Origin of the sequence: Allobosea massiliensis (assembly GCF_042655245.1) — a bacterium.
GTDB classification, from domain to species: Bacteria; Pseudomonadota; Alphaproteobacteria; order Rhizobiales; family Beijerinckiaceae; genus Allobosea; species Allobosea massiliensis.
On sequence record NZ_JBHSLU010000051.1, the window covers coordinates 1,924 to 16,526 of the forward strand.

Genomic DNA, 14,603 nt, shown 5'->3' on the forward strand with positions numbered 1-14,603 from the left:
GTCGCCGGCGCGGGCGGCTTCGACCGCGGCATTCAGCGCCAGCAGATTGGTCTGGAAGGCGATGTCGTCGATGACCCGGATGATGTCCGAGATCTTCTGCGAGGCACTCTCGATGCGCGCCATCGCGTCGACCGCCTGCCCGGCGATCGAGCCGCCGTTCTGCGCCGCCTCCATCGCCTCCGTCGCGATCGCGGCCGCCTGGCGCGAGGCCTGGGCGGTCGCCTTGACAGAGGCCGCCAGCTGCTCCGTCGTCGCCGCGGTCTCCTCCAGGCTCGAGGCCTGCTCCTCGGTGCGCTTGGACAGATCGTCGGCGCCCATGTTGATCTCGCGGGCGGCGAGCCCGACCTCCGAGGAGGTCAGCTGGATCGTCTTCACCGTGCTGGACAGGCGATCGACCGTGTCGTTGATCGCGCCCTTCAGATCGGCGAAGCGGCCGCGATAGGCCGCATCGACCCGCACCGTCAGGTCGCCGCTTGCGACCGCCGAGAGGGTCCGGGCGAATTCACTGGTGGCCGAATCGACGACGGCATTGATCTCGTTGATGCCCGCGACGAGCTTCTGCATCTGCGCGTCGGCCTCGTCGATCTGCAGCCGCGCCGAGAAATCGCCCGCCGCAGCCGCCGCCACGACCTCGCCGACATCGGAGACAACAGCTTCCATCGACTGCGCCCGCGCAAGGCGAGCCGCAGCCGCGGCCCGGTCCTGATCTTCCAGAGCGCGCATCTTCACCAGATTGTCGCGGAACACCGCAAGCGCCGCGGCCATGGCGCCGATCTCGTCCTGCCGCTCGATCCGGGGCAGGGCGGTGGCGAGGTCGCCCTCCGCGAGCCGTGTCATCGCGGTCGTCATCTGGACCAGCGGATTGGTGACGCGGGAGCGCACGACGACATAGCCCGCGACGGCGATCATCAGTGAGAAGAGCAGGATCCCGGCATAGCGGGCGATCGCGAAGAAAGCGTCGCTCGCGGCCTCGTTGGCGCCGATGATGGCGCGGTCGAGCGCGACATTGGCGACGGCCGCGAGACCCTCGAGAGCCGGCACGATCAGGGCGCGCCACTCATCGGCGGACATGTCCGGCTTGCCGCCTGTCGTCGTCAGGGTGACGATCGCCTCGCGCTTGTCCTTGATCGGACCGGCGAAGTAGCCCTCATGCCCCTTGGCGACGGCGGCGCGGATGGCGGGATCGGTCTGTGCGGTGTCTGTCAGGTCGCGCAGGGCCTGCCAGCTCGCGAGGGCGCTGGCGTTGGCCTTGAGGACGGTGCGCGTCTCCTGCGCGTCGAAGGGGCGCTGCTGCGCCGCAATGCTGCTGATCATGACGCCGGCCGTGCCGGCATAGGTGCGGGTCGCCCAGGCCAGGGCGCGCGCGATGACCAGTTCGGTCAGGCTGGGATTGAGTGTCCGCAACTCGCTGTCAACGGCGAGCGAGGCGCGGTCGAGCTTCTGCAGTAGCTTCTCGCCAACGACCAGGATGCGATCCGGGAGCTGCTTGTCGCGGCCGGCTATCGGCAGCTTGACCTCTCTGTCGACGATGTCGCGCAGGGCCTTGTTCTCGTCATAGGCGGCTGTCAGCTCGCTGCGGGCTGTCGCCAGACCCGGCCGGGCCGTCGATGCGAACGCCGCCTGTGCCTGCACCATGGCGTCGTCGATGAGCTTGCGCCGGTGCAGATAGGTTTCAACGGAACTCTGGTTCTTCTCGCTGGGGATCAGCACGGCTGTCTGCATCGCCGCCCGCTCGAGCCGGAAGGCGCCGAGTGCGTCGAAGAGATTCTTGTTGAGCCCCGCCAGCTGCACCACCTGCTGGGCGACGCCGTACCGCGTCACGGCGGACCAGATGCCCTGCAGGGCCAGTCCGCTGCTCACCAGAGCCATTGCGCAGACCAGACCGAACAGGATTGTTCGGATGGATGCTTTGCCAGCCAGATTCGTCATGAACTCCCCCCGGAGCCGGTCGCCGCGGGATGATGCGGTGACCCAGAAGTAATGAGTGATGGTCGGTGGATGCCTGCGCGGGCCCGGTTCCCTGGCCGCTGCCTGCGCAATTCAGATCAGGCCGCGCGGCGCTCCGGCGCGAACCCAGCACGTCGCGCGCCCTCATCCGGACCGGTCTTGAAGGCTGCGACGAGGTCGTTGAGCTGGCCGATGCGGCTGGAGAGCGAGGCGGCCGAGGCTGCACTCTGCTCGGACAGCGCCGCATTCTGCTGGGTCATCTCGTCGAGATGGGCGACCGCCTGGCTCATCTCGTCGATGCCGCTGGCCTGCTCGCCGGACGCCGCCGAGATCTCCGCGATGGTCGCGGCGACCTTCTGCGAGGCGCCGAGGATCTGTTCCAGCGCCTCGCCGGCCTGCCGCACCAGCTTCACACCCTCGCCGACTTCATTGTTGGAGGACGAGATCAGCGCCGAGATGTCCTTGGCCGCAGCGCTGGATCGTTGCGCCAGCGTGCGGACTTCGGATGCCACCACCGCGAAGCCCTTGCCGGCATCGCCGGCACGCGCCGCTTCGACCGCGGCGTTGAGCGCCAGCAGGTTGGTCTGGAAGGCGATGTCGTCGATGACGCGGATGATGTCCGAAATCTTGGTCGAGGCGCTCTCGATCCGCGCCATGGCCTCGACGGCCTCACTTGCGATGCTGCCGCCATTCTGCGCGGCATCCATCGCTTCGGTCGCGATGGCGGCGGCGTTGCGCGAGGCTTGGGCGGTCGCCTTCACGGACGCCGCGAGCTGCTCGGTCGTCGCCGCGGTCTCTTCCAGCGACGAGGCCTGTTCTTCCGTGCGCTTGGAGAGGTCATCCGCGCCCATATTGATCTCGCGGGCGGCCAGGCCGACATCGGCCGAGGTCACCTGGATCGTCTTCACCGTGGCCGAGAGACGGTCGACCGTGTCGTTGATCGCGTTCTTGAGATCGGCGAAGCGGCCGCGATAGGCGGTGTCGACCCGATGCGTCAGGTCGCCATTCGCGACCGACTGCAGCGCCGCCGCGAATTCGGTCGTGGCCCCGTTCACTACCGCATTGATCTCGTTGATCCCGGTGACCAGTTCACCGAGCGGCCCCCCGACATCGCCGACGCTGGCATGGCCGGAGAAGTCGCCGTTCTGGGCCGCCGACACGATGCCTGCGACCTCGCCCAGCAGCTTCTGCACATTCGCCGCCTGCTGGCTGTCGGCCAGCATGGCGAGTTCGCGGTCACGCCGGCTCGCTTCGAGCGACAGCGCGTTCTCGCGATAGGCTTCCAGAGCTCCGCTGAGGGCGCCGATCTCGTCGGGGGAGGCGGCTGCGGGAATGGGCTGGGAGAAATCGCCGGCCTGCATGACGTCGAGCGCCGACTTCAGCGCGACGACCGGCTTGGCGATCCGGCGCTGCACGCCGCGCCAGCTGACGACGCAGACGACCAGCAGGGCCGCCAGCAGTGCACCGATGACGGCGAGCTGTGCCCAGGCGGCGTCGAGCTTGTCCTGCGTGACGCTCGCCATGTCGTCGAGCGACTGCGTGATGGCCGAGAGCATGGCGGTGAACGGGCCGTTGCACAGCTTGGTCCAGTCCTCGGCCGAGATCAGCGGGGCGCTGCCCTGGCCGAGTTTGGCCATCAGCGTATCCATCGCCTTGTTGGCGGCCTCCATCTCGGCGCCCATCACGCCAACCTTGCGGACGAGCTCGGCGCCGACGCCGCTGCGCTGCGTCATCTGGCGCAGCTGCTCCATGTTCGAGTCGGCCACGCCGCGCAGTTCGCCAAGGCGGCGAATCTGCGCCGGCTCCAGCGCTTTGCCCGACGCCATATGCGGCCGCAACACCGAGCATTGGATGCCGTAGGACGACCGTGTACGCCAGCCGGTCGACTTGACGTTCTGGAGATCGGCCATGATCGGGTCCGAGAGACGGACGGCGAGAGAGGTCGCATCCGCCGCCTTCACCAGAGCCGTCTCGATGTCGCCGACGCCGTTGTACCAGGGCATCGTCGCCTGCAGGCTGCGCTGGGCCTTGGGCTTGGCGGCCTCGGCGCGCAGATCCGCAAACTTGGCGTCGGTCGCCTTCTGCTGCGTCGCCACGGCCTCCGCCAGAGCGGCGCGGTTGGGGAGCGACGTGGCGGTGAGACGGGCGACGGCCTCGTCGAGGTCCTTGCGGTTTGCCTGCTCGACCTTGGCGATGATCGGCGCTGGGTCGTCAGCCGCCTGGATCGCGGTCTGCGCCTGGCCGCGATTGGCGCGGATGCTGTTACCGGCGATCAGCAGCGCCTTGTCCGCCTCGACCAGATTGGCCAGGCGCATGTTTTCCCGCACATCGCCGAAGGACTGGCTGGCCATGTAAGCCAGTGCGCCGACGCCCGGGATGCACAGGCATGCCATGGTCGCGACGAGGTAGTTCTTGATCGAGGCGGGAAAGAGTTGCACGGGCACCATCCTGGTCGCTGCGATGTCGTCGAGGCATCGGCCTCCGACATCGCTGGGAATCCTGGCCCGAAGCTTGCGTCAGAATGCTTAAGATTCTCTGTTTCTGCGTGACATCTGGGTAACCTTACTGACGCGCAGGGCGATTACGCGGCGCCGAAGACGGACCAGCCGGTCGCTTCGGCCAGGCGTTCGAGCGCCAGCGTCCCGATCTGCGAATTGCCGTTGGCATTGAGGCCCGGCGACCAGACGGCGATGGAGGCGCGACCCGGGGCGATCGCGAGAATACCGCCGCCCACCCCCGATTTCCCCGGCAGCCCGACGCGGAAGGCGAAGTCGCCGGAGGCATCGTAATGGCCGCAGGTCAGCATCAGCGCGTTGATGCGGCGTGCCCGGCGCGACGAGACGATCCGGGCGCCGCCAGGCTGAAGCAGGCCGCCATGCATCAGGTAGCGGCCGGCCATGGCGAGCTGCAGGCAGTTCATCGCGATGGCGCATTGGTGGAAATAGACGCCGAGTGTCAGCTCCGGCGGATGGCGGATGTTGCCGAAGGCTTTCATGTAATTGGCCAGCGCGATGTTGCGGAATCCGGTGGCTTGTTCGGCCCTGGCCACTGGCTCGTCGATGGCGATGCCGTCGTCATCGGCGAGGTGCCTCACGAAGCGCAGCAATTCACCGATCGCGACCCGCGGGGCGTGGCCGGCAAGATTGACGTCCGCCACCACCAGCGCACCCGCATTGATGAAGGGATTGCGCGGAATGCCCTGCTCGCGCTCGAGCTGGACGATGGAGTTGAATGCCGTCCCCGACGGCTCTCGCCCGACACGCTGCCACAGCGCCTCGCCGACCTTGCCGAGCGCCTGGGTCAGGGCGAAGACCTTGGAGATGCTCTGGATCGAAAAGGGCTCCAGCGCATCGCCCGCCAGATGCACCTCGCCCTCCGCCGTGACGACGCAGAGCCCGAAGCGACTTGGATCGACCGCCGCCAACGGTGCGATATAGCTGGCGACCTCGCCTCTTTCGGGGATCCCCGCCATCTCCGCGGCGATCTCGCGGACGAGCCGCGCCAGATCCGTCACTCTGCCCGTCCTCCCGCCACGTCCGCAGAAGGCCCGAGGACAAGACGGGGGTCAAGCAGCCCGCGGTGACAGGGAGGTCATCGCGGCTGCGGCCGGGTTGGAAGCGGAGCCGGCGCTGCGCAGGCGCGTCGCCGCCATGATGCAGCGGGCCTTGCCCTCGGATTTGGCCTGGTAGAGCGCGGCATCGGCCGCCGCCATCAAGGTTTCGAGGTCGAGCCCATGCTCCGGGGCGCGAGCGATGCCGACCGAAACGCCGATCGTGGCGGTGACGGCCTCATCGAGTTGATAGGGCTGTGATATCTCGCGCACCAGCCTCTCGCCGAAGCGCTTCAGCGGGCTGCCGCCGATCTGCTCGGACAGAACGATGAACTCGTCGCCGCCGATCCGGGCGACGACGTCGCCTGCACGAACGAGCCGCCTCAGCCGATCCGAAACCAGCTGCAGAAGCCGGTCGCCGGTGTTGTGACCATGGGTGTCGTTGACCGTCTTGAAGCCGTCGAGATCCAGATAGATCAGAGCGAGAGGCTTGGAGCCGTCATAGCGCGTCAGGCTGGCCTGAAGGGCCTGAGTCAGCCCGGTCCGGTTGGGCAGGCCGGTCAGCATATCGTGTTTCGCCTGGAACGCATGCTCGCGCTCGGCCTGCATGGTCGAAACCAGCATGCTGTTGAGCCCAAAGGCGGCCCGCGACATGCTGTAGATGTAGAAGGGCAGTTGCAGCAGGCCGATCAGCAGGATCGGCTCGTTGACGAAGATCGTGGCGAAGGTGCAGGGGCCGAGCGTCAGCACGATCATCAGCCCGACCATGCGCGGCGCGCCGAAATTGCGGAAGCAGACGCCGCCGACCATCGCGGTCGCGGTCAGGCAGACCAGGGTCGCCGCCACCCAGTCTCCGCTCGTAAGGCTGATGAAGGCGCCGAAGCCGATGCCGGCCGCCCAGGCCAGGCCCAGCAGAATGTAGAGATCGGTTGGTGTCGGTTCGTGCCTGGCCGCGCGGCGTCGCGCGATCAACAGCACGACCAGCCGCGCGCTGCAGCACAGGATGTCAAAAGCGCACCAGAGCAGAAACGGCCAGCTCGGCATCCGCAAGGCCACGAGCACCGACACGGTGACGGTATTGAAAACGCCCGCGATGAAGATCGGCAGCGTTCCGAAGAGGCTCGCGATCAGGGCGTGGCGAATCTCGAGTGGAACGTCGGGTCCGGCCTCTGCCAGCCACCGGGTCGGACGCCACCGCGGCAAGCTGTATCGCGGCGTCTTTCCATCCATCGGCAGGCCCTTCCGCAGCAGCCTGGACAGTCGGCTGCTCGTGCGGCGCCTCATAACGCAGATGCGTTACCAACCGGTATGTTTCTGGGAACGTTCGAACCGATTTCCACCGAGCGAAGTCTTTGGCAGGAACAGCCTGCCTCAGCCGTTCTGGCGATAGATCCAGACCCGCGCCGGCGGAATGTTGCGCAACACCCAGTCCGAGACACTGGCCTTCAGGCCCGAGCCCTTGCGCGGCACAGGCGACACCACCGAATAGGTGAACTGGATCAGCGGAGCCCCGTCGACGAGGAGAGTGAATGCATCCTTGGCCAGCGCGCTGCGCTTGGCCGGCGGCTGGTTGAACAGCGGCAGGCTCGAGACCACGGCGATCGCCTTCTCCGGCAAATGGCCCTCGAGCGTCTTCGACAGGGCGTAGGCGTCGCCCTCGATCACGGTCGCGCGCGGAAAGCGCTCGCGCAGCAGCTTGCAGAAATCGGGGCTGTATTCCACCAGGATCAGCCGATCCTCGCTGATGCCCCGCTCGATCAGCGCTTCCGTCACCGGCCCCGTTCCGGGCCCGATCTCGATCACCGGTCCGGGACGTGAGGGATCGACATAGGAAGCCATCCGCCGGGCCAGCGCCGGGCTCGACGGCGTCACCGAGCCGGTGCGGGCGGGATTGTCGATCCAGGACTTGATGAAGCGGGCCTCGTCGCCGAGCTTGGTGCGCGCTTCGCTCACCCGCGAGCGCAGCTTCTCGGTCTTGCTGCGCACCTCGTCCTCGACCTTGTAGCGCACGGTCGCGACCTTGAGCCTCGCTTGGGCGACGCTGTCGACGAGATCCGCGGCCGTGACACGCATCTCGTCCTCGAGCCGCGCAGCCACACGGGAACGCCCGAGACGAGCGGCCAGCGAAGCTCCCTGGACGGGGCGGCGTGAGGAGGTGAGCGACATGGGGCCTCTGATGTCGGACCGACGGTGCGACCTTTGGGGGACGAGAACGTTACCTGCGCGTCATATGGGGTCAAGTGTACCGCCGAGCCAAGGTCTTTCCTCGGCTGTGCCTGCCAAGAGACGCGCGGGCTGCCCCTTTTGTTTCAGATCAGTGGTCGGGGCGCGACCTCCCGTTCGTAAAGCAGGGCCATCCTCGAGGTCAGGCGCGGGTTCAGCAGGGTCAGCCGCCCCTCCGCGATGGCGAAGAGGCCGGCCTTGCGCAGCCGCGACCAAGTCTTGCTGGTGTGGACCAGCGACAATCCGAGCGCGTCGGCGAGCTGCTGCTGCGAGAGCGGGAAGCGGAAACCACCATCCGTGACGAGGCCGAGCGCCTCCGCCCGGCGATAGAGCGAGATCACCAGCGCGGCGATGCGCTCGCTCGCATTGCGCTGGCCGACCGAGGTCAGGTTCTGGTCGATCAGGCTCTCTTCACGTGAACCGAGCCACGCCACCTCATAGGCCAGGTTCGGCATGTGGACGAACAGGTCCCAGATCCGTTTACGCGGGAAGACGCAGAGCTCCACCTCCGTCAGAGCCTCGATGCCGTGCTGGGCCGCGCTCAGGAGGGACGCCTGCAGGCCGACGAGATCGCCGGGCAGCAGGAAGTTCAGGATCTGTCGGCGCCCGTCGGGCAGAAGCTGGTAACGGAAGGCCCAGCCCGAAAAGAGCGTGTAGAGTTCCGCATCCTGCTGCCCCGGATGGATGATGTCGGACCCGGCCGGCAGATGGCGATGCTCGGTCTTGATCGCCTGGATGAAGCGGATCTCCTCATCGGTCTTGTCCTTGAAGGCCGGCTTCAGCCGCAGTGGACAGGCCAGACAGGGCACGCCGTTTCGGCCGTTGGGATAGGCGCTGTCCGTCATCGTCCTCTTCGATCTCCCGGAGCGCCGGCAGGGGCGCTCCGCATCCCTCATAGCAAGCCGGCGGCGGGAGGTGAACTCACGCGCCCCGTCATCACCAAGGGGAACCGCGATGACGTATGGACGTTAGGGAAGGCCTACGCCCGCGACGCGGGCGACAAGACAGGACGTGCCGGCGCGGAAGGGCAAGCGTCGGCTGCTTCACTCCCGAAAGACGCTGAAATGACCGATCTGCCGCGCCCCTCCGAACGGTCGCGCATGCGCCGCTTCTTTGGCCTCGCGTTGCCCTTCTGGAGCGGACCGACGCGTCTGCGCGCCTGGACCCTGACCTTCACCGTTCTTGTCTTCGTCGCGGCCCAGCTCGCCACCGCTGTCGGCGTCAACACCTGGAACCGGCTGTTTTTCGACGCGCTGGAAAAGCGCGATGCCGGGGCGGCCTGGCAGATCGCAGCCTGGTTGCCGCTGCTGGTCGGCGTTTCGGCGCTCACGCTGTCCGGGCTGGTGATCAGCCGGATGTTGCTGCAGATGCGCTGGCGCGAATACCTTACCCGCCGTCTGGCGGGCTGGTGGATCGCCGATCAGCGCTATTACCGGCTTCAGTTCGTCGCGCGCGAGCAGGCGGCGCCGGAATACCGCATTGCCGAGGATGTCCGTCTCGCCATCGAGCCTCTGGTCGAGTTCGCCATCGGGCTGATCAGCGCCTTCGTCACGGCCGCGACCTTCGCCGCCATCCTCTGGCACGTCGCCGGCTCGGCGCGCTTCACCCTGGGCGGAGTCGCGTTCGAGATCCCGAGCTACATGGCGCTGGCGGCCATAGGCTACGCCGTCGTGGCCTCTCTCGCCGCCTATGTCACGGGTCGGCCTCTGGTCGGTCGGATCGCCGCCAAAAACGAGATGGAGGCGCTGTTCCGGGCGGAAATGACGCGGCTGCGCGAAAATGCCGAAAGCATCGCGCTGATCCGCGGCGATTCCGACGAGCGCGATGCGGTCGGCGAGAGCTATGGGCGCGTCGTCGCCGCATGGCTGCGCGTCATTCGCCAGCAGGGCGTCATCGCGCTCGTTCTCAACACCAACGGCGCCCTCTTCCCGATTGTGCCCCTGCTGCTGATCGCACCCAAATATCTCTCGGGTGATGTGACGCTGGGCGCTGTGATGCAGGTCGTGGCGGCTTTCAGCGCCGTCCAGGCGGCGCTGATCTGGTTCGTCGATAATTTTGTCCGGCTCGCGGAATGGTTCGCCTCCGTCACCCGCGTCGATGAATTGCAGGAGGCGCTGGAAGGCGTCGATATCGGAACGGTCATGGAAGGCGACACCCAGATCTCGCTCCAGGAGAGCGACGACGGCGCCATCCATCTCGATCGCCTTTCCATCGCCCACAGCAACGGCCGCGCGGTGATCACCGACGCTTCGGTCGTGATCGGCCTCGGCGAGAAGGTGCTGATCGTCGGCGAGAGCGGCACGGGCAAGAGCACGCTCATCCGCGCGCTCGCCGGTCTGTGGCCCTGGGGCTCGGGCTCGATCGCCGTCCCCCGGGGCAAGTCGATCGCCTTCGTTCCGCAGAAACCCTATCTGCCGATGGGCGATCTGCGCACCGTGCTGCTCTATCCCGAGGCCGACAATCCCGTGCCGGACGAGGTGCTGGTCGCGGCGCTGCGGCGCTGCGGACTGGGCTATCTCGCCCGTCGTCTCGACGACGACGACAAATGGGAGCGTATCCTCTCCGGCGGCGAGCGCCAGCGCATCGCCTTCGCGCGGCTCGTCATCCGCAGGCCCGACATCATCATCATGGACGAGGCCACGTCCGCCCTCGACGAAGACAGCCAGAACCACCTGCTCGGCCTGTTCGAGGCCGAGCTTGGCCATGCCACGCTGATCAGCGTCGGGCACCGCCCGGGGCTCGAGGATTTCCACGACCGCAAGATCACGCTGGAGAAGCGCCGGGCCGGCGCCCATATGACGTCGCGGCGCCTCGGCAAGTCGTTGTGGCGGCTGTTCAGAGCGCGCGACGCCGCCAATGACGAGGTTGGCTGACGGATGAGCCTCGCGCCGATGTGATCGGCAGGTATGACCCTAGAGGCAGGCCGATGGAACCAGCTTGACATCCTCACGTTAACTTCCCGGAAGCCGACAGTTGTTGTCGGTGCTGGCGTCGGGAGAGACAGATGTTGACCAACAGCTTTGCCCCCATTCGGCGCGCCGGTCTGTTCTTCGGCTTCATGGCCATGGGCGTCGGCGCCCTCACCATGGGCTCCGGCTTCCAGGAGACGAATCCCGACAGCTCCTCGGCCATCGCGCAGATGAAGATCGAGCGTCAGCTTCCGACAGATACCCGCTTCGCCGCCGTCGATCCCTCGCAGCGAACCGTCGGCGTGACCAAGCGCGCCATCGGCGGCACTCAGCAGGCGCAGGTTCAGCGCAGCGAGCCGCGTGTGTTGCGTTAAGCAGAAATCCTTCCGGCGCCGCGGAACATTCTGCGTCGAGCCGGGTTCGAAGACAGGCACATCCCTCGTGCCCCACTCAAAGCCGCCTTCGGGCGGCTTGTTTTTTGGAAACGGCGTCGAACCAGCAGGCTCGCCATGTATCTGCGCATCCGGCATTCAACGACCTATCGCTATGGCGGCCCGGTCCAGTTCGGGCCGCACCGCCTGATGCTGCGGCCGCGCGACAGCTTTGATCTGCGCGTCGTCGATACCGCCCTCACGATCTCGCCGCGCGCCCGGATTCGCTGGATGCACGACGCCTATGGCAACTCGGTCGCCATCGCAAATTTCGACGAGCCGGCCGACACGCTGGACATCGTCAGCGAACTGGTGGTGCAGCGCTTCGGCTCCGCCTTGCCGCGCACCGAAATCGAGCCCTCCGCCGCCGTGACCGGGGTCGTCTATTCAGAAGGCGAGCGCGCGGTGCTCCAGCCCTATCTCGATCTCGCCGCCGCCGACCCCGACGGCGTGCTCGATCACTGGCTGACGGATTTTCGCGCCCGCATCGGTCAGGGTTCGGGCCATCTGCTGCGCGACCTTGCCCATGCCATCCATGCCGGCTTGAGCTATGCGGTGCGCTATGACGAGGGCACCCAGCATCCGGCCGACACGCTGCGCCAGCAGGCCGGCTCCTGTCGGGACTATGCCTGGCTCTTCATCGAGCTGGCGCGTCGCATGGGCTTCGCAGCCCGCTTCGTCACCGGCTACATCCACGACCGCACACCCGACGCTGCCGGGCTCGTCTCCACAGTGGGCCTGACCCATGCCTGGGCTGACGTCTTCATTCCCGGCGACGGTTGGGTCGAGTTCGACCCCACCAACGATCTCGTCGCCGACCGGCAGCTGCTTCGCGTCGCCGTCGCACGCGTACCGGAGGATGCATCTCCGGTCGCCGGCAGTTTCACAGGCCTGACCGGTTCGTTTCTTGGCCTCGGCGTCGGCGTCACGATCGAGACCGTGGACCGCCCGGCCTGAGCAGGCCGGGCGTCTCGTCACGCGCCGTGGCTGATGCGCCAGCTGCCGAGGCTGCGCCCCTCGGGTTTCTCGACCTGCACCGCCTCGATCTGCGCGACGAGCCCCGCAAACATCTTCGGCGGCTCGCTGACCGGGATCGCCCGGTCGGCCTCGAGCGCGACTTCCAGCGTCGTCGCATCGATATCCCGCACGTTGATCGTCAGGCTGACACCCGGCGTGCTGCGCAGCACCCGCGAGGCGATGTCCACCAGCAGAAAGCCGAGCGGGATGATCCGGTCGACCGAGAGCGTCGCCTCTGTTTCGAGCCGGCTGCTGACCCACTGGTCGCGGTTGCGCACCAGATTGGTGATCATCGTCACCACATCCTCGATGAAGAGGTCGACGCGCACCGGCTGCATCTCGCCATCGGCGAGGGTGAAGCGATAGGCGGCCGAGAGCACGTGAACCCGCGTCTCGGCGTCCGCCAGCGCCAACCGCGCCTCATCGCGATAGTCGCGCTTCTTGAGGCCGATATAGCTCTGCACCACCTGGAGGCTGTTCTTCACCCGGTGATGCAGTTCGCGAACCAGGAAGCGGTTGTCGTCGAGGGCCGTCTGGAGGCGCCGCTGGCGGACTTCCTGTTCCTCGACCATGGTGTTGAAGGCCTCCGCCACGCTGCGGATATCGCTCGGCATGTCATCCGCGATGACGGCTCGGACATTGGGCTGGCCCGAGCGGGCGCGGGCCGCCGCCTCGATGCCTCGCAGCCATTTGACACAATGCTGGTCGATGGCACGCAGATAGACGAGGCAGAGCAGGATCAGAGTCAGGATCGGCGCCACGAGCAGCGCCAGGAACTGCATCCGGGCTGCTCGCTCCGGGGCGTTGCTGAAGCTCGCGATCACATAGAGATCGGGCGCCGAGACCAGACGCGCCGCATAGGAACGCTTGTGACCGGCGCGGCTGCGGGCTTCCCAGCGGCGCCCGTCGGTTGGGAAGGTGCTTTCGTCAGGCAGCCAAGACAGATCGTCCTGCCGTCCCTCACCGCGATGCATCACCACCGTGTCTTTTCCCGAGACCAGCGCGACGTTGACGCCATCGCTGGCGCCGCCGAGCTCGAAAACCTGATCGAGCAAGTCCGGATCGGAGAGGAGCAGCGCGTCACGCAGGACCGGATCGCCGTCGAGAGCAACCTGCGTGACGAGGTGATCGCTGCCGCCGATCCGCACCTTGTCGAATCGGGCCGGGGGAAGCTGGATCTGCGAACGCGACACCGACCGCGGCATCCGGGTCAGCCCTGCCGCAATCTCGGTCATGCCGGTCTCGGTCAGCGCGGGGTCCGTCGCCGCAAAGCAGGTCCGGCCATCGGCCAATCTGTAGAGGACAGCCAGATAGCCGGGGATCCGGTCGAGCATGCGTCGCGCTTCGGCGCCGCATGTCTGCGTCGTCGCGTCAGAGGTCGCGATCAGCTCCCCCGAACTCAGAAGCACGCGCAGCGCGCCCCGATGCCAGACCCGTGTGCGCACGGCGAAATCGTCCGCCGTTCGCGCCTGCGCGATCTCGATCGCGGCGATGACCGTGTTGTAGGTGGTGAGCGCCGCAAGCGCCGTCAGGCAGGCGATCGGAAATGCGATCGCGACCAGCAGGGCGAGCAGCCGCCCCCGGACGGTGGGGAAGCGCGCGAGGCGCATCAGGGCCCGACGATTTCGGAACCGACCCTTTGAATCGCGGCGGCGCTTTGCCGGTCAGGCCCGAGGTCGTCGAGGCTGCCAATGGACAAAAGCTCGGCCAGCTTCGTGCGGGCGCGGTTCACACGACTCTTGATCGTCCCGATCGCAACGCCGCAGATCTCCGCCGTTTCCTCGTAGGAGAGCCCGGTCGCGCCCACCATGATCAGGACTTCGCGCTGCTCCTCGGGGAGCTTGGCCAGCGCCTTGCGGAAATCGGCGAGATCGAGATGGCTTTCCTGGTTGCCATGGGTCGCCATGCGCTCCGCATAGGTGCCTTCGCTGTCCTGCACCTCGCGGCCGCGCTTGCGGTAGAGCGAGTAGTAGGTGTTGCGCAGGATGGTGAAGAGCCAGGCCCGCAGGCTGGTGCCGGGCTCGAACTTCTCCGAATTGCCCCACGCCTTGAGCAGGGTATCCTGCACCAGATCGTCGGCGAGCTGGATCGAACCCGACAGCGAGGCGGCGAAGGCTCGCAGATTCGGGATCTCCTTGATCAGCCCGTCCTTGAATTCAGTTGAGCTCATCGGTCGATGCTCCGTCAGCGCGACGTTCGGTTGCCTCGAGCTGAGCGAGCAGCACCAGAAACTTGTCAGGGACGGGCGCGTTGACGATGTCGTCGTAATGAGCCTTGAGCGATCGTCCGATGGATTCCTGCACCCTGGGGTCAAGCATGACCTCGACCTCGCTGTCCGCACCGTCTTCCGGCGCGGCCATGGCTGAATTCACATCGCTCATATCGGCCCTCGTGCGAATACCGGGCCGGCTTTTCCAGCCGGTCCCGACCTCTCGACAACGTCAGTCGGATGCCCCCTCGCGGCGAATTCCGACACGGATAGTCCCGTTTAACAGGTGTTGCCGTAAAAGGTTCCCCTCATTTTGA

12 protein-coding genes are annotated in these 14,603 nt (G+C 66.8%); 3 read left to right on the forward strand and 9 right to left on the reverse strand.

The features are described 5' to 3' along the window. The 6 genes from ACFPN9_RS16255 to ACFPN9_RS16280 form a co-directional block, all read right to left on the reverse strand. Positions 1-1,929: methyl-accepting chemotaxis protein (locus ACFPN9_RS16255; protein ID WP_377817255.1), on the reverse strand; the 1,929-nt coding region annotated here is incomplete at its 3' end. A gap of 116 nt (positions 1,930-2,045) precedes the next feature. Continuing rightward, positions 2,046-4,385, reverse strand: a complete 2,340-nt coding sequence (locus ACFPN9_RS16260; RefSeq protein WP_377817256.1) for a methyl-accepting chemotaxis protein — start codon at positions 4,383-4,385, stop codon at positions 2,046-2,048. 143 nt (positions 4,386-4,528) lie between these two features. Beyond that, positions 4,529-5,461 (reverse strand): glutaminase, encoded by a 933-nt coding sequence (locus tag ACFPN9_RS16265; protein WP_197432790.1) that lies wholly within the window; start codon positions 5,459-5,461, stop codon positions 4,529-4,531. A 51-nt stretch (positions 5,462-5,512) separates the two neighbouring features. Continuing rightward, positions 5,513-6,700, reverse strand: a complete 1,188-nt coding sequence (locus ACFPN9_RS16270) for a GGDEF domain-containing protein (RefSeq protein WP_245282306.1) — start codon at positions 6,698-6,700, stop codon at positions 5,513-5,515. A gap of 168 nt (positions 6,701-6,868) precedes the next feature. After that, entirely contained in the window at positions 6,869-7,663 is a 795-nt protein-coding gene (locus ACFPN9_RS16275) for a class I SAM-dependent methyltransferase (protein ID WP_348626267.1), read from the reverse strand. Positions 7,664-7,806: 143 nt separating this feature from the next. Continuing rightward, entirely contained in the window at positions 7,807-8,565 is a 759-nt protein-coding gene (locus ACFPN9_RS16280; RefSeq protein WP_082733332.1) for a Crp/Fnr family transcriptional regulator, read from the reverse strand. A gap of 219 nt (positions 8,566-8,784) precedes the next feature. Here ACFPN9_RS16280 and ACFPN9_RS16285 point away from each other — a divergent pair, with 219 nt between their 5' ends. The 3 genes from ACFPN9_RS16285 to ACFPN9_RS16295 all read left to right on the forward strand — a co-directional run bounded on the left by ACFPN9_RS16285 (position 8,785) and on the right by ACFPN9_RS16295 (position 12,017). Further along, positions 8,785-10,593, forward strand: coding sequence for an ABC transporter ATP-binding protein/permease (locus ACFPN9_RS16285; protein ID WP_067253614.1), 1,809 nt, complete (start codon positions 8,785-8,787; stop codon positions 10,591-10,593). A gap of 131 nt (positions 10,594-10,724) precedes the next feature. After that, a complete protein-coding gene (locus tag ACFPN9_RS16290; protein WP_067253617.1) occupies positions 10,725-11,003 on the forward strand; it encodes a hypothetical protein in 279 nt (92 codons plus the stop codon). 135 nt (positions 11,004-11,138) lie between these two features. Then, positions 11,139-12,017, forward strand: coding sequence for a transglutaminase family protein (locus ACFPN9_RS16295; protein ID WP_082735276.1), 879 nt, complete (start codon positions 11,139-11,141; stop codon positions 12,015-12,017). Between the two features lie 17 nt (positions 12,018-12,034). On the opposite strand, the gene ACFPN9_RS16300 is transcribed toward ACFPN9_RS16295, so the two are convergent. Genes ACFPN9_RS16300 through ACFPN9_RS16310 form a run of 3 tightly spaced genes read right to left on the reverse strand, consistent with a single transcriptional unit; the run spans position 12,035 to position 14,458 of the window. Next, complete coding sequence (locus ACFPN9_RS16300) at positions 12,035-13,687, reverse strand: histidine kinase dimerization/phosphoacceptor domain -containing protein (protein ID WP_067253621.1); 1,653 nt, start codon at positions 13,685-13,687, stop codon at positions 12,035-12,037. Further along, positions 13,687-14,247: a sigma-70 family RNA polymerase sigma factor gene (locus tag ACFPN9_RS16305; RefSeq protein WP_067253624.1), complete on the reverse strand. Its 561-nt coding sequence runs from the start codon at positions 14,245-14,247 to the stop codon at positions 13,687-13,689. The genes ACFPN9_RS16300 and ACFPN9_RS16305 overlap by 1 nt, the downstream gene beginning before the upstream one ends. Beyond that, positions 14,234-14,458 carry a NepR family anti-sigma factor gene (locus ACFPN9_RS16310; protein WP_067253628.1) on the reverse strand — a complete coding sequence of 75 codons (225 nt, stop codon included), beginning with the start codon at positions 14,456-14,458 and terminating at the stop codon, positions 14,234-14,236. Before ACFPN9_RS16310 ends, ACFPN9_RS16305 begins: the two co-directional genes overlap by 14 nt. Positions 14,459-14,603: the final 145 nt, after the last annotated feature.

Bases quoted from the DNA above. Each gene is read 5' to 3' on its own strand.
- ACFPN9_RS16275 (WP_348626267.1), bottom strand. From the start codon at position 7,663: ATGTCGCTCACCTCCTCACGCCGCCCCGTCCAGGGAGCTTCGCTGGCC.
- ACFPN9_RS16280 (WP_082733332.1), bottom strand. From the start codon at position 8,565: ATGACGGACAGCGCCTATCCCAACGGCCGAAACGGCGTGCCCTGTCTG.
- ACFPN9_RS16285 (WP_067253614.1), top strand. From the start codon at position 8,785: ATGACCGATCTGCCGCGCCCCTCCGAACGGTCGCGCATGCGCCGCTTC.
- ACFPN9_RS16290 (WP_067253617.1), top strand. From the start codon at position 10,725: ATGTTGACCAACAGCTTTGCCCCCATTCGGCGCGCCGGTCTGTTCTTC.
- ACFPN9_RS16295 (WP_082735276.1), top strand. From the start codon at position 11,139: ATGTATCTGCGCATCCGGCATTCAACGACCTATCGCTATGGCGGCCCG.
- ACFPN9_RS16300 (WP_067253621.1), bottom strand. From the start codon at position 13,687: ATGCGCCTCGCGCGCTTCCCCACCGTCCGGGGGCGGCTGCTCGCCCTG.
- ACFPN9_RS16305 (WP_067253624.1), bottom strand. From the start codon at position 14,247: ATGAGCTCAACTGAATTCAAGGACGGGCTGATCAAGGAGATCCCGAAT.
- ACFPN9_RS16310 (WP_067253628.1), bottom strand. From the start codon at position 14,458: ATGAGCGATGTGAATTCAGCCATGGCCGCGCCGGAAGACGGTGCGGAC.